The following is a 19,090-nucleotide window of genomic DNA, read 5'->3' as shown; positions in this document are numbered from 1 at the left end:
CGCCGAACCAGAGCCCGCGCGATGCCCGCAACGCATCGCCCAGCGCTACGGCGAGACCGCCGGTTTGGGTCTTGGCCGTCACATCCGCGACACGATTGGACACGACCACCAATCGGCCAGGCTTCTGAGCGATCTCCGCCCGTCCATTGTTGGCCGGCCGCATAGGCTTGGCGGGCATACCCAATTCGACCGTGGTGACGTTTGACATCTAGTCTAGCCCTCGGGATGACGTCCGTGTCCGGCTCGCCACCCTTATTGTTAAAGGCGTAGTTAGCAAAAGAGTTCCCGAAATCCCTACAACCGTGCGGTTAAGTGATTGCAAATTCCGGTCCATTGGATTGGATTGCTAACCTTTGGCAGTAAGTTGCTGGAATCAGAGACATCGTATGCGGAAGGCGCATGGTCGCATGACTGTAATGCCTAAATCCTTGCCAGCGATAGGAAGGAATGCCGCCTTTTTCGTCGACTTCGACGGGACGCTCGTCGACATCGCCGCGATGCCCGACCTCGTCCATGTCGAGCCCAGGGTCGGGAATCTGCTCGAGGCTCTCACGGATGACCTGAGCGGCGCGGTCGCCGTCATCACCGGCAGGCCGCTCGGGACGGTGGATGCCTTTCTCGCTCCGCTGAAACTCCCGGTCGCGGCGGAACATGGCCTCGTCCGGCGCGACGCCGCGGGCAGTCTTCACGTCGAGGACAGCGCCTTGACGAGCATGGACGCCGCCAGCAACCGCCTCGGACGTTTCGAGGCCGAGCATGAAGGCGTCATCCTCGAGCGCAAGAGAGTTTCCGTGGCGCTGCACTACCGGCTGCGGCCGGAGCTTGGCGAGGCATGCGAAGCCGCCGCTATTGCCGCGATCAAAGGCGAGCCGGCGCTCGAAGTGCTGCGAGGCAAGATGGTGTTCGAGGTGAGACCCAAGGGACTGAACAAAGGCACCGCGGTGTCGGCGTTTCTTGCCGAGATGCCTTTCCAGGGGCGCCTCCCGATGTTCGCGGGAGACGATGTGACTGACGAGGACGCGTTCAAGGTGGTGAATGCGAGAGGCGGCGTCACGATCAAGATCGGCGAGGGGGAGACGACCGCCCAGTACCGCACCGACCGCGACGGTCTGTTTGCCTGGGCCGCAACGATCGGGAAAGACTAGGGCCCCCGCTCGCGCGAGGCTTGCGCAGCGAAGCGCAAATCCTTGACGAGACGATCGAACTTACGGCGCTTGTCGCGATCTTCCCGCAGCCGCAGGAGAAACGACGGATGCACGGTGATCACGCCCTGCCTGCCGCTGGGGAAGACAATCAGCCGGCCGCGATTGGCATGATGGCGGGCGCCTTATGCGTCAGGGACCTCGCCGCAGTGGCGCCCAAGGCAACGACGATCCGGGGCTGAATGATGGTGATCTCCTGATCGAGCCACCAGCGGCAGGCATCGATCTCCTCGTGTCGGGGTTTCTTGTGAATGCGGCGCTTCTCGCGCGGCTCGTTCTTGAAGTGCTTCACGCCATTGGTGATGTACACAGAGGCACGCTCGATCTCGGCGGCTTCGAGCGCACGATGCACTATGCCGGCAGGACCAACGAAGGGCCGTCCCGCGAGGTCCTCCTGGTCGCCCGGCTGCTCGCCGACAAGCATCAGGGGGGCATCAGCGGGACCTTCGCCGAAGACGGTTTGGGTTGCGTTGCGATAGAGCGGGTCAACGGGAGCAGCCTTGCGCCTCCGCCGCCAAGGCCCCGAGCCAGCTCGGGATCGTTGATGCGCTTATTCGCCTCCGCAAAGAGCGGGAGCTCAGCCTCCGACCATCTCGCCGCCATTGGGGTGGAGCACCTGTCCGGTCATGTAGGAGGAGTCCGCGCAAGCGAGGAAGAGATGGCAGGGCGCGACCTCGTTGGGCTGGCCGGGACGGCCCAGAGGAACGTGCCTGCCGAACTTCGCTACCTTGTCGGCATCGAAGCTTGCGGGGATCAGCGGCGTCCAGATCGGACCAGGGGCAACGCCGTTCACGCGGATGCCGTCACCGGCGAGTTGCTTCGACAGCGAGCGGATAAAAGACACGATGGCGCCTTTGGTCGAGGCATAGTCGACAAGCGTGTCATGGCCGCGATAGGCGGTCACAGAGGTGGTGTTGATGATGGAGGCGCCCTTTTTGAGGTGAGGCATCGCCGCCTGGGTCATGAAAAAATAGCCGAAAAGATTGGTCCGGAAGGTCTTCTCAAGCTGCTCCTCGCTGACCTCGTCCACCTCGTCTTGCGTGTGCTGTTCGGCGGCATTGTTGACAAGGACGTCGAGACCGCCAAATTCCTTCACTGTGCGCCTGACCGCATCGGCGCAAAACTTCGCGGACCCGACATCGCCCTTGATAAGAAGACATTCGGTGCCTTCCTTCTCCACGATGGCTTTTGTCTTCTCCGCGTCATTGTCCTCTTCCAAATAGACGATGGCGATTTTGGCGCCCTCCCGGGCAAACAGCACGCTGACCGCACGGCCGATGCCGCTGTCTCCGCCGGTGATCAGAGCGCTTTTACCCTGGAGACGGCCGGAGCCCGGAAAGCGAGGCTCGTAGTCGGGCTTAGGATGCATCTCGCTTTCGCGCCCGGGCTGGTGATCCTGCTCCTGGGGCGGCAGCTCAGATTTGGATTTTTCTTTCATAATGAAGTCCTTCGCTGCTCGTCTCTCCAGAACCGGCGAAGGCGAGGACAGTTCCAGGACGAATGGGCGCCGGCGCAGCTATTGACAGAGGGAAACGCGGCGATCTTCGGCGCTAGCGCCTTATAAAGACCGGGCGAGGCGCCTATATCGGGACTAGAGATTGGCGGTGGTGAGGCGAACAGAGTGAACGCCAGCCGTTCTCCGTCGTTATACTGTCAGCTGGAACGATAGGTTCCGAACCTATGCTCGAAGACATGCCCCGAAGCCGCAGCACAGCTCTGGTTGCCGACAGCGGCGACGCCCTTGTCAGGACTGAGCGTGCGTCGGCGGAGAAGCGCAAATCCACACGCATATCCCGGATATTCAGCCGCCGCGAAAAGGTGGTGAAGCAGAGTGCCATCGGCATGATGTTGCAGCCGATCGGGATCGCCGTCGCTCTCGTGCTCTCGACCTACGCGCTGCTTTCGCTCGGCACGACCTATTGGCGCAGCTATCAACGGCATCTCGATCATGCCGCGCCGGTGCATGCCGACCGCTCGATGTTCGACATCTTCTTCGGCGAGTCGAGCCTGCCGCAAGACGCCGTTGATCTCGTTGTGAGAGATGTCGACGGGCAGCTGCACAAGCTCGTCGTTAGCAAGTCGGAAGCGGACAAATTCGTCAACGACACCATTCTGATGCTCGACGAGGAGCGTGCGCGCATCAAGCGCGCGGCGCATGAGGATATCGACCGCACTTTCGCGCTCGCGTTCCAGGACCGGGCACAGGCCATTTCCAGCTATGCCGACTGGTTCTTCGAATGGAAGCGATCCTATGTTGTGCTCAAGGAGTCGCTGACCTCGGCGATGGCGCGTTTCTTCGAGGCTGGCAAATACGAGTCGCTCAACGAGGCGATCGAGGCCGATGTCAGGGAGTACTTCCTCAAAAACTACAAAGAGCAGGTGCTCAAGCCGGAGCTGCGCGACCGGACCATCACGCAAGGCGTCGAGCAGTCCGTGCGCCATGCGCATGACAGCTATCGCCGCGTGATCGCAAATGGCGACATGCGCTTGCAGCTCTTCCTTGCCAAACACACCCAGCATTTGGAGGACATCCCCGCCGCGACGCCGATGACAAATGTCGCGCTCGACTGGGATGCGCAGAAGTGGAAGGCGCCGATCTATCTCATGGAAGACCGTGCCTTTGCCGGCGTGATCGGGGTCGGCACGGCGGCCGCCGGCGGCACCGTCGGGGCGCTCGCGCTCGGTCCCACCATGAATACGCTGCTAGCGCAAAGCTTCGGCCAGATCTCGCGCCGCTTCGCCGCCTCGATGGGGACGCGGCTTGCCTTCGCACAGCAAGGGGCGGTAGCCGGCACCGTGGTGCAGCCGATGGGCGGGCAGGTGATCGGTGCCGCGGCTGGCGTCCTGATCGGCATTGCCGTCGACTATCTGAGCAACGAGGCGAATGAGGCGATCAACCGCGAGACCTTCGTGGCGGCGAATGAGGCGGCGCTCGACGCGACCGTCGCCACGTGGAAATCGGGCCTCGAAGCCAATGTCGACACCGCGATCGACAAATGGTTCGACGATGCCCGCGCCTCCGTGGTGCTGGCCTCCAAATAGGCCTCCGGCCGCTCAGGCCCAAGAATTCCAACACATTCCGCGCGGTTTTCCGGTCGCATTTCCGCCTCTTGCCGGGCTATGCTGAGGCGATAAGTCATAAGGCGACGGGGATGGACGAGAGCGTAAAGCCGATCGCGCGGGCGGCCCCGAGCCGGTCCTTAAAGGAAGCCGTGCGCCAGGCGCGGATGGTGGAGGCGGAGCGTATCGATCAGGTGGCGGACCACCGCGACGGCGAAATCGCGCGGCTCGAGCTCCTGCGAAGCGAGCTCGAGGCCGTGTTCGTGGAGCTGCCGCCGAGCGACGATCGCTTCACGCTCGCGCTCGTGCCGAGCCGGCCGGCGCGGCTATGGATCGACCTCTTCTGCTATGCGGCCATCGACGAGGAAAGCGGCGCCTATCTTTTCATCCGCAATAGCGAGAACGGACGCCGTACGCTTGTCAGCGCGACCAATGTCAGTGAGATGGCCGACCGCATCACCGATTATCTCGCGCGCGAGATCGTGCGGCGGGAGCGTCAGGAAGCCGCCCTGCTGGAGCCCTTGGTGGTGGAGAAAGCCGGCAGCGAGGACGTGCCGGCGGGCTCTGGCGTCGGCGTTGTGATTTCCGCCTTTTTGATCGGACTGATGACGGGTGTGGTCGCGCTCTTCGCCGCGATCTGGCTCAGCGTTCCGTAAGCACGCGCCGGTCCGATTCCCACACATGCTGCGGGCTCGCGGCGACGCAGCGACCGACCATCTCGCAGCGCCAGCCGCCGTCGACGCGGTCAATGCAATACTGGTTGTAGCGCGCGGCGGGAATGCTGCCCTCGATGGCCTCCGATGCGGACGGCACGCCGACAACGATCGCCGGCCCGCTCACCGTGTCGATTTCGATCTCTGTCTGCTCGTGATTGTGGCCATGCAGGACCAGCTCGGCGCCTTTCTCCTTCAGGATCTTCGTAAAGGCGCCGGCATCCCGGAGCCCGCGCCGCCACGACGCCTGACCTTTCAGCGGCGGGTGATGGATGAGGACGACGCGGAACAGATCTTCTTGACCGAGCCGCTCCAGGGCGTCGGCGAGATAGGCGCGCTGGACATGGCCCAAATGCCCGGCGGCAAGCAGCGGCATGGTCGGAATCGCCGAGGACAGGGCGACGATGGCGATATCGCCGTAGCGGCGCACGAAAGGAAAAAGCGTGGGTGGCGTGGGCACAAGCAGCTCGCCCGCTTCATTCGACCTCATATAAGGCTGCCAATGTCCCGTGCCGCGTTCGGGATGCAGGCGCACATAAGCGTCGTGGTTGCCGGGGATCGCGGTGACATCGCTCGGGGGCCCCAGATGATGCAGCCATTCCGCCGCGCGCACGAATTCCTCGGGCAAGCCGAGATTGACGAGATCTCCGGTGACGGCGATGTGGTCGGGCTTGCGTTCGATGATGTCGTGGGTCAGGAGATCCAGGATCTCACGGCGATGCACGAGCTTGCGGCCCCGATGCCAGTTCACATAGCCGAAGATGCGCTTCGACATGAGGTCGCGGCGGCGGGCGCGCGGCATCGGGCTCAAATGAATGTCGGAGAGATGGGCGAGGGTGAACAAAGGGGCCGTCTGGGGGCTGAATTGTGGAACGGGACACTAGAACGGTGTCGGTACTGATGCAAAACGTCTCATCGCGGGCTTGTTCCCCCTGTGGCTTTGCGGTGTAGATAGGCCAACTCACAGCAAGGAACGCCGGATTGAGCGCCGCACCGTCACGCAACGCAGGCACGGCCCGTCTGATTACCGCGATGTTGCGTCCGTTCTGGCGCATGCGGCGCGGCATGACGCTCGGCGCGCAGGGCGTGGTCATCGACGGCGAGGGGCGCGTTCTTCTGGTGCGGCACGGTTATCGGCCAGGCTGGTTCTTTCCCGGCGGCGGCGTGGAATGGGGGGAGACGCTGGAAACGGCACTGCTCCGCGAACTGGAGGAGGAAGTCGGCGTTCGTCTCGCAGGCCCCGCGCCGCTGCACGGGGTGTTCGCGAATTTCAGCAATTTCCCCCGCGACCACATTGCCGTCTTTACCGTGCGGCATTGGACCCGGCAGCCGGAGGATTATTTTCAACGCGGAGAGATCGCTGAGGCGGGGATGTTCGCGCCCGGCGAGCTTCCGGCGCTCACCGACGCCGGCACACGCCGGCGGCTCGCCGAGATTTTCGACGGCGTTGCACTGAGCGCGCGCTGGTGATTATTCTGGGTTATCCGCCAAACGCTTGGCGATCTTCGCGACGTGGTGCCCCTGGAAGCTCGCAAGGTTGAGCTCCTTCTGCGAGGGCATGCGCGAGCCGTCGGGCGCGGAGATGGTGCCGGCGCCATAAGGCGATCCGCCCTTGACCTCGCTGATATCCGCCAGATCCGGCGCGGAATAAGGGAGGCCGACAATGATCATGCCATGATGCAGCATGGTCCAATGCACCGAGACGATGGTGGTCTCGTTGCCGCCGCCGGTCGAGGTCGAGGTGAAGACGCTGCCGACTTTGTTGATGAGCGCGCCCTGCACCCAGAGCGACCCGGTCTGGTCGAGAAAGTTGCGCATCTGCGATGTCATGTTGCCGAAACGGGTCGGCGTGCCGAGAATGATCGCGTCGTAGCTGGCGAGCTCCTGCGGATCGGCTACGGGCGCCGGCTGCTCCACCTTCATGCCGGCGTTGCGCATGACGTCCTCTGGCATCAGCTCCGGCACGCGCTTGACGCTGACATGCACGCCGTCCACGGCACGCGCTCCATGCGCAATGGCGTAGGCCAAGGTCTCAACATGTCCGTAGGAGCTGTGGTAAAGCACCAGCACTCGCGCTGTGTCAGCCATCGTCTTCGGCCCCCTGTTGTGGGCTGGACTGACCCGCCCCTCCCCGCATCACCATAACTCTAACAAATTCAAAGATGTGGCAAGGGGCCATAAAGAGATCGTGAATGCGGGCCGCCGCTTTACCACAACAGCGCCCCGTGATAAGCAGCGCCGCCATGTGGACGAGCCCTGACAGAAGCAGACTGTCGCGACGACGAAGCCGCTTGCGCTTGTCGCGTTCAAGCCGCTAGTCCTCGTCGCTCGCCTCCATCACTCTCAATTTTGCGTTGGTGCTCCGGAGCGGTCGAGGGAATCCTCATCATTAGCCCTTCAGGACTCCACCATGCAGCCGAGCAGTCTTCAGATCGAACTCGAATCCCCAAGCGATGCTCACGCGCTTTCGCAACTCTCCGCAGATGCGTTCGGCCCGGGACGTTTCGCCCGCAGCGCCTATCGCGTGCGTGAGGGCGTGCCGCCTGTCGCGGAACTCTGTCTCACGGCGCGGCTCGGGAACCGGCTCATCGGCAGCATTCGCTTCACCGCGGTCTCCATCGGCGATGAGCCGCATGCGCTATTGCTCGGGCCCTTGGTCGTGGACCCGGCCGAGACTGGAAAAGGCTATGGCAAGGCGCTTGTTGCGGACGGATTGGCACGCGCGGAGAAGGCCGGCTTCAGCCTCGTGCTGCTCGTCGGCGACATGCCGTATTACGGGCGCTTCGGTTTTGCGCCGGTGCCGAGCGGTCAGATGAAGCTGCCAGGACCGGTCGATTCGGCGCGGCTGCTGGCCTATGAGCTGGAGCCGGGAGCGCTTGAACGCGCGAACGGGCCCGTCAAGGCGGTCGCGTTTAGTGGCCCTCGCGCCACCAGGTGACGGCGAGCGCGCCGAGCAGAACCGCGAGCGCAAGGAACCCGGTAAACAGCGGGAACAGGCGCACGCCGCGCACATTGTAAGCCTCGCGCTTACGCAGACCGAGCCAATCGTCGCCATGCATGACGGTGCCGCTCCGCAGCATCACGAGCCGCGGCAGCGCGCCTGCGTCGGCTTGATCGCGGCCCATCCAGAAGGCGCCGCCGCCAGTCTCGTCGAGCAGCGGCGCGAGTGGCTTATCGGTCGCGGTGACGGCGGCAAGCTCCTTGGCGTTGGCCTTGCCGACCGTCACCACACTTGCAAGCTTGCCGGAGGCAACGCGGTATACGCCTTGCCCCTCGACATTAAGCACCTTGCGCCACGCACCGCCTTCGCCCTTGTCGAGCGTCAGCGTCTCTTCCTTCCCGGACGGGAAGGTCACCGTGACGGGATCGACACTGTCCTTGATCGAGCCGCGTTCGACCGTGATGGTCTGGCCGCGGCTTGTCGCCTTCAGCGTCTCTTCTTCTAGATCGGGCTCCTTCATCAGCCAGTGGGCGAGACGGCGGAGCAGGTCAGTATAAGGACCGCCGCCTTCGTAACCGCGCGCCCAAAGCCAGGCGTGGTCGGAAAGGAGAAGCGCGACGCGCCCTTCGCCGCGACGGCCGATCACCAGCAGGGGCTTGTCGTTCGCGCCCTTCATCAGAACCTCCGCGTCGCGCGGATCGACATCGACGACGCGGAACCAGCGGCCCCATGATGGCTCGGCGCCGGACGCGCCGGGGAGATCGTTGGTGACGGGATGCTTCGCGCCGAGCTCGGTCAGCGCGGGCTTGAAGGGCTGCTCGACGACGCGTCCGGACGGCACCGCAGGCAGCACCTGGCCGAGCGGGGTGCGGTAGAGGCTGAGCGGCGAGGCGTAGTCGTCGCCGGCCGACACGAGCACCGCGCCGCCTCGCTCGACATAGCGCGCCACATTCTCAAGATAGAGCAGCGGCAGCACGCCGCGTCGCTGGTAGCGGTCGAAGATGATCAAATCGAACTCCTCAAGCTTCTCCTGAAAGAGCTCGCGGGTCGGGAAGGCGATCAGCGACAGCTGATTGATGGGGGTGCCGTCCTGCTTCTCGGGCGGACGCAGAATGGTGAAATGGACAAGGTCCACCGAGGCGTCGGATTTTAGCATGTTGCGCCAGGTACGCTCGCCCGCATGAGGCTCGCCGGACACCAGCAGCACGCGCATATTCTCGCGCACGCCCTCGACGGTGAGGACAACGCGATTGTTAATCTTGGTGAGCTCGCCTTGCGCGGGATCGACCTCGATCTCGACAATATTGGGACCGGCGTGATCGATCGTCACCGGGACCTCGATCGGCTCGTCGATACGGACGCCTTGCGTCTCGGGCTCCTGGCCTTGGCGGCGGATGGTGAGGTTTGCTGTCGTCGCATTGCTCTTCGCCGTCTCGGTCACTTTGACCTCGAAGGTTTGCCGGCCGCCGACGAGGCCGAAGCGCGGCGCGCTCAGGACCTGAAGTCTGCGGTCGAATTCGCCAGGCTTGCCGGTGATCAGGGCATGGACGGGCGCATCGAAGCCGAGCGCAGCTGCCGTGCCAGGCACGTCGTGGATCTCGCCCTCGGTAATGAGAATTGCGCCGGCCAAGCGGTCGCGCGGCACATCCGACAGGCCCTGGGCGAGGTCGGTGAAGAGCATCGTGCCGTCGCGGTCGGAATCGCTCGTGGTCGAGGTCGAGCGCACCCAGCGCACTTCGAGATTGGGAATGGAAGCCAGGCTGTCGGCGAGGCCCTTGCGTAACTCCTCGGTACGCTTGGTACGCCCGGCGATAGACTGGCTCTGACTCTCGTCGACGACGACGGCGACAATATTGTTGAGCGGCTCGCGGTCTTCCTGCTTCAGCTGCGGATTGGCGATGGCGAGCATCAGGAGAGCGAAGCTCAAGAAGCGCAGCGCCGCCCCCCGGCGCGAACGCCAGAAGAGGAGCGCGAGCAAAACAATGCCTGCGCCGGTCAGTGACCAAAGCACGGGCCAGGGCACCAGGGGGAGAAACTCAAGAGACCATTTCATGGCGCTATTGCCCGAGGCGCTCGAGCAGGGCCGGAACATGCACCTGGTCGGCCTTGTAGTTGCCGGTGAGCGCGTACATCACGATGTTGACGCCGGCGCGGAATGCCATTTCCCGCTGCACCTCGCCGCCGGGGACGGTGGGATAGATCGGCCGGTTCGCCGAATCCAGCGCCCACGCCGCGGCGAGATCGTTGGAGGTGATCACCAACGAGCTCACACCGTCGGTGCGGCGGGAGCGTTCGGCGCGCTCTTCGTCGCCGACAGGCTCCGCCTCGACCCACAGCGACCCGCCGTCATAGCGGCCGGGGAAGCTGCGCATCAGGTAGAAGGACTTGGTGAGGACGTGATTGCCAGGAACCGGCTCCAAGGGCGGGATGTCGAGCTTGCCGATCAGGCGGTCGAGCGCCTTTCCACCCAAGCCGCCGCCGGTTGCCGCGTCTGCCTGATCGCGCGTGTCGAAGACGATCAGGCCGCCTTGCTTCATATAGGCGTCGACCTTGGCGAGCGTTGCGTCGGACAGGCCTTCGGCGTCCTCGCGCACGGGCCAGTACAGAATCGGAAAGAACGCAAGCTCGTCCTTCTCGATGTCGATGCCCATGGGCTCGGCAGGCTCGAGCGCCGTGCGGGCGCTCAGAACTTTGCTGAGCCCTGCGAGGCCTTCCTGGCTCGTGCTGTCGATCTCGGGATCGCCGGTGATGACGTAGCCAAGCCGCGTCTTCAGCGCGGCCTGCAAGGCGAAGTCGTCCGTGGCCGATCCGGTCGGCGCCGGACCCTCTCCGGGCAAGCGCGCAGGCGCCTCTTGCGCGTGAGGATGCGCCGTGAAGACAGGCGCCAACAGGAGCGCGAGCAGGAGCGACGCCGCGGCATGGCGTCCGCGTAGCCGAAGCCCGGTGCTCAAGACCAGCATGGCGAGCACGTCGAGCGCGAAGAGGGCGAGTGCCGCAATATAGAGCCAAGGATCCAGCGCCTCGGGCTTGCGCAGCGTGTAGCCGCTCACTTCGCCAGCGCTTTCGATTGCCGGCAGGGGGGTCAGCGCCGTGCTGAAATTGACGAGGTTGAAGGCCCGGGCGGCGCCCGAAGGTCCGTAATAGCCGGGCGGATGATCGGGACCTGGCGCCGAGCCGTCGATCTTGTCCGGCGCGATGGGCGCGGCGCGCGGCGGCGGCGAAATGAGCTGGCCGTAACCATCGAGCGTCTGGATCGGGGAAAGGGCGGCGGAGCCCGCCTCTGCCGCGTTCGGCTTTACCGCGGCATTCAGGGTCGCGCCTTCGCCGCCTTGCGTCGTCATCTTGCTCGGTACCAAACTGACGACACGGCGCAGCATCTCGACGAACAGGCCGGACAGCGGCAGGCTCGACCAATCGGAATTTGCGGTGACATGGAAGAGCACGACCCAGCCGTCGCCTTCCTTCTTGGCGGTAACGAGCGGCGTCCCGTCGGCCAACGTTGCCCACACTTCCGAATCGGCCATCGCCACGGGATCGGCGAGCACTTGGCGGTTGACCTTGACGTCCTCGGGGATCGTCAGCCCGCGGAAGGGGCTCTTCTCCTCGAAGGGTGCTAGCGTCTGCGGTGAGCTCCAGGACAGCGAGCCACCGAGAGAGCGGCCGCCGCGGCGCAAGGGCACGGGCAGAAGCTCATCGCCGCCTTGCTCCAGACGCGGGCCGGCAAAGCGGATGAGCACGCCGCCGGATTTGAGCCAGGCATCGAGCTCCTCCTGCGTGCCGGGCAGCAGCTTGCCGATATCGGCGAGAACAAGGGTGGAAACGCGCTGTTCGACGAGCTCGTGAACCGCCATGGCCGCGTTGATCTCGTTGGGACGGATGACGTCGGCATAGGGCGAGAGCGCGCGCTCCACATAATAGAGTGGCGACAGGAGAGGCTGCGCCGCCTCGCGGGATTCGCCTGAGATGATGCCGACCCGGTGCCATTGCGAGCGCGCGTCCAGAAGATGCACCGCGCCGGCGGAACGCTCGCCGGCGATCTCGATGCGAGCGACCTGATTTCTGATCTCAAGCGGCAACTCGAAGCGGGCTTTGGCTTCGCGCGCGGTCTGCGGAATGGAGAAAGTGGCTTCGCCCAGAGGCTCGCCACGCCCGGTGACGGCTTTGACGACGCCAGACCGCGCGCCGTCCGCACCGCTCAGGACACGCGCCGACAGCTCACCGCCGTCGCTCAGTCCGAGGCCAACGGCGAGCGGCGCATCGTTCTTGCCCGGGCGAAGGACGGTGAAGCTTCCGCTTGCGCCGGAAAGGCCGGCGAGCGTTTTGGCGAAGGCCGGGCCTTCGCCGTAGTCGACACCGTCCGACAACCAGACGACGCTATAGCCGGGGGCCTTCGCGAGATCTTGCTCCAGCCGTTTCGCCAGGCCGGCGCGGTCGGGCGCATAAGGTTCCGGCACGAGGCCGGCGATGCGCTCGCGCGCCTGGCCGGGAGCGAACGGTCCGCTGATCGGCTGGCCGGACGCGGTCGGCGCCAGCACCACGGTCCTGCCGTCGCGCTCCGCACGATCGATGGCGGCCTCGATCGCCTCGCGGCGGCCGGCCCAGTTGCTTGCAGCGGCCCAGCCATTGTCGACGACGAGAAGCAGCGGACCTGCGCCGGCGAAGCTCGCTCGGTCCGGATTGAGCACGGGCCGCGCCAGCGCGAGAATGATCAAAGCCGCGAGCAGCATCCGAAGTGCCGTCAGCCACCAGGGGCTATGCGCAGGCGTCTCCTCGTGGGCCTTGATGTCCTTGAGGAGCCGCGTCGGTGGAAACACGACGAGGTTCGGGCTCGGCGGTGTCATGCGCAGAAGCCACCAGATCGCGGGAAGCGCGACCAGCGCCGCCAGGATCCAGGGCTGCAAGAAGCCTATGCTGCCAAGCGCGATCATGACCTTTGATCCGGCTCCGCGTCGCTGCCCTCGATCGGGCGCGGCGCGCGGTAGCGATAGTCGGTCTCAAGACCGGCGAGGCGATTGTGAATGGCGAGCACTACTTCCTCGGCGGGACGATCGGTGTGATGGACGAGAAAGGACCAGTTCAGCCGGCGGGCCAGCTCGTTCAGGGCCTTGCGATGGCTGTTGAGCCGCTCCTGATAGCGCTCGCGCAATGTCTCGGCGCGGCCGGCGATGACGCGGATGCGGCCCTCGCTCGATGCAAATTCGGTGCGGCCCGCGTAAGGTAGCGACTCCTCGGCAGGATCGAGGATCTGCACGAGATGACCGCGCACGCCTTGCGACGCGATCGCCTCCATGCGCGCTCTGGTCTCCTCGACGGGTTCGAGAAAGTCGCTGAAGAGGAGGCATTCGGAGAAGCGGCTCAAGCGCGCAGGCGGCGGCAGGCTCAGGTCGCGGCGCACGTCGCGCACGAGATACTCGGCGACGCGGCGCGTTGTATTGCGTCCAGTGTAAGGATAGCCGCCCATCACGCCGACACGCTCGCCGCCACGCGCCAGAAGCTCGGTAAGCGCGAGCGCGAGCACGACACCGCGGCTTTCCTTTAGAGTCTTGGACAGGTTGGACCGGAATTGCATCGAGGGCGAGAGATCCACCCACAGCCAGACGGTGTGCGCAGCTTCCCATTCGCGCTCGCGCACGAAGAGATGATCGGAGCTGCCCGAGCGGCGCCAGTCGATGCCGGACAGGGAGTCGTTCTGGTCGTAGTGGCGGAACTGCCAGAAGGTCTCGCCCGGTCCGGCGCGGCGGCGGCCATGGGTGCCGTGGGTGACGGTATGGGCGACGCGCTGCGCCTCGACGAGGAGCGCAGGCATGCGCTCGGCCAATCCATGAGCCTCGTTTTCCTCGGGCGGGAACGGCTGAAGCACTCTCTCCTGGGGCTTGGCCAACCCTAGCTCACCCCAGCGGTTCGACGAGCTTGGCGACGAGATCGCTCATCTGCAAACCTTCGGCGCGCGCGGCAAAGGTCAGCGCCATGCGGTGCTTGAGGACAGGTTCGGCAAGCTCGATCACGTCGTCGACGGACGGCGCGAGCCGTCCGTCCATCAGCGCCTTGGCGCGGACGGCGAGCATCAAGGCCTGGCTTGCGCGCGGGCCGGGGCCCCAGGCGATCAGCTCGTCGACTTCGCGGTCGATGCCAGTGCCGGGGCGTGCGGAGCGCACGAGCTTCAGAATCGCATCGACCACTTGGTCGCCGACCGGTAGCTGGCGCACAAGGCGCTGCGCCACCATCAATTCGTCGGCGGAGAGGATGGTCTTCAGCGAACGATCCTCGACGCCGGTTGTGGCGAACAGCATCTGCCGCTCGGCGGCTTCATCGGGATAGGAGACATCGATCTGTAACAGGAAGCGATCGAGCTGCGCCTCAGGGAGGGGATAGGTGCCCTCCTGCTCAAGCGGATTTTGCGTTGCGAGCACGTGGAAGGGACGCGGCACGTCGTGGCGAACGCCAGCGACCGTGACGTGATGCTCCTGCATGGCTTGCAGCAGCGCCGATTGCGTCTTCGGGCTCGCGCGGTTGATCTCGTCGGCCATCAGGAGCTGCGTGAAGACCGGACCCGGCACGAAGCGGAAGCTGCGGCGGCCCGTTGAGCTTTCCTCCAGCACTTCGGAGCCGACGATGTCCGACGGCATGAGGTCGGGGGTGAACTGGATGCGCTTGTTCTCAAGCCCAAGAACCGCGCCGAGCGTCTCGACGAGGCTGGTCTTGGCGATGCCCGGCACGCCGATCAGGAGCGCGTGGCCCCCGGAGAGCAGCGTGATCAGGGCAAGATCGATGACGCGCTCTTGGCCGAAAATGACCGAGCCCGTCATGTCACGGACTTTTTGGATCTTGGCGCCGACTTCTTCGATGCGGTCGACGAGTTGCGCTTCGGTTGCGGCGAGTGTTGTCATGGTTTGGTTTTCGCTCGATGCTGCTAAGAGATTATAGGGCGAAAGCCCCCGGTAAGCAGAAGCACTTGCGCTCAATTCTGGTCACAAGGTGGTGGGTCGAGGCCACTTTGCCCAGGCTTTGCGCGATGAACGATTGTAGCGGCCAGGTGATGCCAGATCAGGAAAAAGCCGACATTCTCGTAGCATTGGAGGAGGTTCGCGGCAAACCGCGTCCCGGGACATTGCGAAACATTAATGATTGCGGGGACATCGGCCTGAAGATCGGCCACGACGGGACCTGGTTTTACCGGGATAGCGCCATCGGCCGGAAGCCGCTCGTCAAACTCTTCGCCTCGGTGCTGCGGCGGGAAGATGACGGCCGGCATTATCTGGTGACGCCGGTCGAGAAGGTTCTGATCGAGGTCGCGGACGCGCCCTTCATGGCCATTGAGATGTGGTCGGAGGGAGGGGGCGAAGCGCAGCGCCTCTTCTTCCGCACCAATGTCGACGATGTGGTCAGTGCCGGCCCCGAGCATCCGCTCCACTTTCGGGCGGGAGAAGAGGGTGCGCCGGTGCCCTATGTCCTCGTGCGCGACGGATTGGAGGCGAAGCTAGCGCGCCCCATATATTATGAGCTTGTGGCGCTCGCGGTTCCGGGCGGCGCTCGGAAGGAGACGCTTGGCGTCTGGAGCGGCGGCATGTTCTATCCTTTCCCAACGGATGACTTCGCGGCTGCGCCGTGACAGGGTGCGTCCGAATGATCGCCTAGGCGCCGCCGTTCATCCCGGCGCCGTCGTTCCGAAATCTTGGCAAGGCTGTGAGATGCTGCGCATTGCACTGGTCGACATTCTTCTATTCTCGCTGCCATTTTTGCTCTACGGAGCCTATATGGTTTTGGCGAGAGGCGCGGAGCCCGCGAGTCTTTGGGAGAACGCCCCGATCGTGTGGCTGGCGGCCGCGGGGTGCGGTTTGTTTCTTGCCGCTATGGCGACTCTGATTTCGTTTTCCGGGGGAGAGCCCGGGGGGACGTACCATCCGCCGAGCATCCAAGACGGCGTCATCAAACCCGGCAACATTGACTGACGGCCAAGCCATGCCCGAGCATGAGAGCGACCGCCGTCAAGCCCCACCCTCGCTCAAGGGTGCTGACTGGCTGGAGCGGCCGGAAACGCAAGCCGTCTTCGATGCTCTCGCCGTGGGCGAGGTTGAGACGCGCGTGGTCGGCGGCGCGGTGCGCAATGCGCTGCTCGGATTGCCCGTCACCGAAATGGATCTCGCCACCACGGCGGAGCCGGAGCACGTCATGGCGCTTGCGCGTCATGCAAAGCTCAAAGCCATTCCGACCGGTATCGATCACGGCACCGTCACCCTCATCGCCGATGGCACGTCCTTCGAGGTGACGACGCTGCGGCGTGACGTGGAGACGTTCGGCCGTCACGCACAGGTTGCCTTCACAACTGACTGGGAGGAGGACGCAAGACGCCGCGACTTCACCCTGAATGCGCTCTATGCCGATCGCGACGGGACCGTGTTCGATCCGCTCGGCGGCTATGCGGATCTCGCGCAAGGCCGCGTGCGCTTCATCGGCGACGCCGAGGAGCGCATTAAGGAAGACTATTTGCGCATCCTCCGCTTCTTTCGCTTCAGTGCCTATTACGGCACGGGCGAGTTCGACGAAGCCGGGCTGCGTGCGTCGGTCCGTTTGCTGGCGGGACTGGAGCAACTTTCGGCGGAGCGTGTCGGCGGCGAGATGCGGCGTATTTTGGTGGCGCCGCGCGCGCTCGATGGCATAGCAGCCCTGTTCGATTACGGTTTGCTCACCGACGTTTTGGGTGGCGTGCCGCGCCTCGACGATTTCGGGCGTCTTGTCGCCATCGAGGAGACCGCCTGCCTCGGCGACAATCCCGCACGCCGGCTCGCCGTGCTCGCGGTCTTTATCGATGAAGATGCGCCGCGGCTTGCCGCCCGCCTGCGCCTTTCGAACGCGGAGCAATCCGTGCTCGTGCTCGGCGGCGAGCGGAGCGGGGACACAGGCTTACCCGAGGAGACGCGCGCAAAGGAGCTGCTCTACCGACTTGGCGAGGGCATTTATCCGAGCTTCGTCCTGATCGCCTGGGCGCGTGCCGGGGCGCCGCCGGACGATGCTGGGTGGGGCGCGGCGCTGGCGCTGCCGCAGCGTTGGCAGGCCCCGGCCTTTCCCTTGCGCGGCACGGACATCGCAGATCTCGGCCGCAGCGGACCGGAGATCGGCGAGGCGTTGCGGCGCCTGGAGCGGGATTGGATCGGCGGCGGCTTCGCCGAGGACCGCGAGCAGCTGCTCGTCAGAGCGACGGCGCTTGTGAGTTAAGCCAGCCGTTCGATCAGCGCCATGGCGCCTGTGGGCGCGCGGCTCTTTCCCTCGTGGATAAAGTAGAGATAGACGTCGCGCGGCGTTTTCCGCGTCTTCGACGCGCTGTCAACAGTAGGAAGGTCGTTGGGCACGGCGCCAGAAGCGAAGGTCCGAGCCCGATCCGCCCAAGCGTCGATGTCCGGCCCAGGATAGCAGGTCTCGATTGCGTCGCTGCCTTTCTGCAAACGCCCATAGATAATGTCGCCGGTGACGTCAGCCATGGCCGGATAGGATTCGCTCTCCGAGAAGACCAGCGTCACGCCCGCGTCGCGGAGAAGGCGAATGAAGGCATGGTCGCGGAAGTTCTCATGCCTGACCTCGACGACATGGTGCAGCTTGCGGCCATCGAGGTCGTGCGGCAGCAATTCGAGAAATTTGCCGAAGTCTGCGGCATCGAATGTCTTTGTCGGCGGGAGCTGCCAGAGAATCGGCCCAAGCTTGTCGCCAAGCTCAGTCAAGCCCGAGCCGAAGAAGCGCTGCATGAAGTCGCCGCCCTCGGCGAGGGTCGTGCGGTAGGTGAGGAGGCGCGGCGCCTTCAGCGAAAATTTGAAGCCGTCCGGTGCGGTGTCCGCCCATTTGCGGAAGCTCGCCGGCTTTTGCAGGCGATAGAAGGTCGCGTTGATCTCGATCGTGGTGAGATGCGATGCGGCATAGGCGAGTTCGTCCGCCTGCTTCAGCCCCTTCGGATAGAACACGCCGCGCCAGGGCGGATAGATCCAGCCGCCGATGCCGACGCGAATTTTCCCTGGATCTTTTATCGTGTCCTTCTTGGCCATTCCAGGAGAGTGCCTAAGGATCGTGCTCTAGACAATTCCCCGTAATGGCCGGACTCGACGACGCTAGTGCGGAGAAGCGGTGCTACACAAAAAAGAGCCGCACCCGAAGGCGCGGCTCTGATTTTAAGCGAATCGTTTGAGTCGGTTACGGGCGTTGGCTTAGAAGTCCATACCGCCCATGCCGCCCATCCCGCCGCCCGGCATCGCCGGTGCCGCATTCTTCTTCGGCAGCTCGGCGACCATCGCCTCGGTGGTGATGAGGAGACCTGCCACGGAAGCCGCATCCTGCAGCGCCGTGCGCACGACCTTGGCCGGATCGATCACGCCCTGCTTGACGAGATTGCCGTACTCGCCGGTCGCGGCGTTGTAGCCGAACGCATACTCGCTCTTGTCGGTGATCTTGCCGGCGACAACGGCGCCGTCCTCACCAGCATTCTGCGCGATCTGGCGTGCGGGTGCCTGCAGGGCACGGCGGATGATGTTGATGCCGACGCGCTGGTCCTCATTGGCGACCTTGATGGCGTCGAGGACGTTGACCGCCCGCAACAGCGCAACGCCGCCGCCCGGAACAATGCCTTCCTCGACCGCCGCGCGGGTCGCGTTCAAGGCATCGTCGACGCGGTCCTTGCGCTCCCTCACTTCGGTCTCGGTCGCGCCGCCAACGCGGATCACCGCAACGCCGCCGGCAAGCTTCGCCAGACGCTCTTGCAGCTTCTCCTTGTCGTAGTCGGACGTCGTGTCCTCGATCTGCTGACGGATCTGACCGACCCGCGCCTCGATCTCGGTCTTCTTGCCGGCGCCGTTCACGATCGTGGTGTCGTCCTTGGTGATGACCACCTTCTTGGCGCGGCCGAGCATGTCGAGAGTGACATTCTCGAGCTTGATGCCGAGATCGTCGGAGATCACCTGACCGCCGGTCAGGACGGCGATGTCCTGAAGCATCGCCTTGCGGCGATCGCCAAAGCCCGGCGCCTTGACCGCCGCAACCTTCAGGCCGCCGCGCAGCTTGTTGACGACGAGGGTCGCAAGCGCTTCGCCTTCGACATCCTCGGCAATGATGAGAAGCGGCTTGCCGGACTGCACCACGGCCTCGAGCACGGGCAGTAGCGACTGCATGTTGGAAAGCTTCTTCTCGTTGATGAG

The 19,090-nt window shown here is 64.6% G+C and carries 20 protein-coding genes; 8 read left to right on the top strand and 12 right to left on the bottom strand.

Going from position 1 to position 19,090, the window contains the following annotated elements; genetic code table 11:
* Nucleotides 1-208, bottom strand: a 208-nt coding sequence (locus ACR2J1_RS03550) for a hypothetical protein (protein WP_434017973.1), incomplete at its 3' end; no start/stop codon positions are given.
* 199 nt (nt 209-407) lie between these two features.
* On the opposite strand from ACR2J1_RS03550, the gene otsB reads away from it, so the two are divergent.
* Nucleotides 408-1,145: a trehalose-phosphatase gene (otsB, locus tag ACR2J1_RS03545; protein WP_434017972.1), complete on the top strand. Its 738-nt coding sequence runs from the start codon at nt 408-410 to the stop codon at nt 1,143-1,145.
* Here otsB and ACR2J1_RS03540 read toward each other — a convergent pair.
* The 3 genes from ACR2J1_RS03540 to ACR2J1_RS03530 form a co-directional block, all read right to left on the bottom strand.
* Nucleotides 1,142-1,267: a hypothetical protein gene (locus ACR2J1_RS03540; protein ID WP_434017971.1), complete on the bottom strand. Its 126-nt coding sequence runs from the start codon at nt 1,265-1,267 to the stop codon at nt 1,142-1,144. The two genes, otsB and ACR2J1_RS03540, sit on opposite strands and share 4 nt — an antisense overlap.
* Before the next feature lie 26 nt (nt 1,268-1,293).
* The gene (locus ACR2J1_RS03535; RefSeq protein WP_434017970.1) at nt 1,294-1,626 is read right to left on the bottom strand and encodes a uracil-DNA glycosylase family protein; all 333 of its coding nucleotides are present in this window, start codon (nt 1,624-1,626) and stop codon (nt 1,294-1,296) included.
* 153 nt (nt 1,627-1,779) lie between these two features.
* Nucleotides 1,780-2,640 (bottom strand): SDR family oxidoreductase, encoded by an 861-nt coding sequence (locus tag ACR2J1_RS03530; RefSeq protein WP_434017969.1) that lies wholly within the window; start codon nt 2,638-2,640, stop codon nt 1,780-1,782.
* Nucleotides 2,641-2,894: 254 nt separating this feature from the next.
* Between ACR2J1_RS03530 and ACR2J1_RS03525 the strand changes: the two genes are divergently transcribed.
* Both ACR2J1_RS03525 and ACR2J1_RS03520 read left to right on the top strand, forming a co-directional pair.
* Nucleotides 2,895-4,244 carry a hypothetical protein gene (locus tag ACR2J1_RS03525; RefSeq protein ID WP_434017968.1) on the top strand — a complete coding sequence of 450 codons (1,350 nt, stop codon included), beginning with the start codon at nt 2,895-2,897 and terminating at the stop codon, nt 4,242-4,244.
* Nucleotides 4,245-4,354: 110 nt separating this feature from the next.
* Entirely contained in the window at nt 4,355-4,918 is a 564-nt protein-coding gene (locus ACR2J1_RS03520; RefSeq protein WP_434017967.1) for a hypothetical protein, read from the top strand.
* On the opposite strand, the gene ACR2J1_RS03515 is transcribed toward ACR2J1_RS03520, so the two are convergent.
* Entirely contained in the window at nt 4,905-5,819 is a 915-nt protein-coding gene (locus ACR2J1_RS03515; RefSeq protein WP_434017966.1) for a metallophosphoesterase family protein, read from the bottom strand. The two genes, ACR2J1_RS03520 and ACR2J1_RS03515, sit on opposite strands and share 14 nt — an antisense overlap.
* A 137-nt stretch (nt 5,820-5,956) precedes the next feature.
* On the opposite strand from ACR2J1_RS03515, the gene ACR2J1_RS03510 reads away from it, so the two are divergent.
* Nucleotides 5,957-6,445 (top strand): NUDIX domain-containing protein, encoded by a 489-nt coding sequence (locus ACR2J1_RS03510; RefSeq protein WP_434017965.1) that lies wholly within the window; start codon nt 5,957-5,959, stop codon nt 6,443-6,445.
* Here ACR2J1_RS03510 and wrbA read toward each other — a convergent pair whose 3' ends face one another.
* On the bottom strand, nt 6,446-7,063 hold the full coding sequence (gene wrbA / locus ACR2J1_RS03505) for an NAD(P)H:quinone oxidoreductase (RefSeq protein WP_434017964.1): 618 nt from the start codon (nt 7,061-7,063) through the stop codon (nt 6,446-6,448).
* 322 nt (nt 7,064-7,385) lie between these two features.
* On the opposite strand from wrbA, the gene ACR2J1_RS03500 reads away from it, so the two are divergent.
* A complete protein-coding gene (locus ACR2J1_RS03500; RefSeq protein WP_434017963.1) occupies nt 7,386-7,913 on the top strand; it encodes a GNAT family N-acetyltransferase in 528 nt (175 codons plus the stop codon).
* Here the strand turns inward: ACR2J1_RS03500 and ACR2J1_RS03495 are convergent.
* From ACR2J1_RS03495 to ACR2J1_RS03480, 4 genes are read right to left on the bottom strand one after another with little or no spacing between them, the layout of a single operon-like run.
* A complete protein-coding gene (locus ACR2J1_RS03495; RefSeq protein ID WP_434017962.1) occupies nt 7,888-9,969 on the bottom strand; it encodes a hypothetical protein in 2,082 nt (693 codons plus the stop codon). The two genes, ACR2J1_RS03500 and ACR2J1_RS03495, sit on opposite strands and share 26 nt — an antisense overlap.
* A gap of 4 nt (nt 9,970-9,973) precedes the next feature.
* On the bottom strand, nt 9,974-12,844 hold the full coding sequence (locus ACR2J1_RS03490) for a DUF4159 domain-containing protein (RefSeq protein ID WP_434017961.1): 2,871 nt from the start codon (nt 12,842-12,844) through the stop codon (nt 9,974-9,976).
* Nucleotides 12,841-13,776: a DUF58 domain-containing protein gene (locus tag ACR2J1_RS03485; protein ID WP_434017960.1), complete on the bottom strand. Its 936-nt coding sequence runs from the start codon at nt 13,774-13,776 to the stop codon at nt 12,841-12,843. The genes ACR2J1_RS03490 and ACR2J1_RS03485 overlap by 4 nt, the downstream gene beginning before the upstream one ends.
* A gap of 28 nt (nt 13,777-13,804) precedes the next feature.
* On the bottom strand, nt 13,805-14,803 hold the full coding sequence (locus ACR2J1_RS03480) for an AAA family ATPase (RefSeq protein WP_434017959.1): 999 nt from the start codon (nt 14,801-14,803) through the stop codon (nt 13,805-13,807).
* 125 nt (nt 14,804-14,928) lie between these two features.
* On the opposite strand from ACR2J1_RS03480, the gene ACR2J1_RS03475 reads away from it, so the two are divergent.
* The 3 genes from ACR2J1_RS03475 (at nt 14,929) to ACR2J1_RS03465 (ending at nt 17,129) form a co-directional block, all read left to right on the top strand.
* Entirely contained in the window at nt 14,929-15,525 is a 597-nt protein-coding gene (locus ACR2J1_RS03475; RefSeq protein WP_434017958.1) for a DUF1285 domain-containing protein, read from the top strand.
* Between the two features lie 79 nt (nt 15,526-15,604).
* A complete protein-coding gene (locus tag ACR2J1_RS03470) occupies nt 15,605-15,865 on the top strand; it encodes a DUF6111 family protein (protein ID WP_434017957.1) in 261 nt (86 codons plus the stop codon).
* Nucleotides 15,866-15,875: 10 nt separating this feature from the next.
* Nucleotides 15,876-17,129 carry a CCA tRNA nucleotidyltransferase gene (locus ACR2J1_RS03465; protein WP_434017956.1) on the top strand — a complete coding sequence of 418 codons (1,254 nt, stop codon included), beginning with the start codon at nt 15,876-15,878 and terminating at the stop codon, nt 17,127-17,129.
* Here ACR2J1_RS03465 and ACR2J1_RS03460 read toward each other — a convergent pair.
* Nucleotides 17,126-17,947: a DUF72 domain-containing protein gene (locus tag ACR2J1_RS03460; protein WP_434017955.1), complete on the bottom strand. Its 822-nt coding sequence runs from the start codon at nt 17,945-17,947 to the stop codon at nt 17,126-17,128. The genes ACR2J1_RS03465 and ACR2J1_RS03460 overlap by 4 nt on opposite strands.
* Nucleotides 17,948-18,106: 159 nt before the next feature.
* The coding region (gene groEL / locus ACR2J1_RS03455) for a chaperonin GroEL (RefSeq protein ID WP_434017954.1) at nt 18,107-19,090 on the bottom strand (984 nt) is incomplete at its 5' end.

The organism is Methyloceanibacter sp. (assembly GCF_050999895.1).
In the GTDB taxonomy this organism is placed as follows: Bacteria; Pseudomonadota; Alphaproteobacteria; order Rhizobiales; family Methyloligellaceae; genus Methyloceanibacter.
Note: the sequence above shows the minus strand (reverse complement) of the source record. Positions and strands in the feature narration are given on the sequence as shown.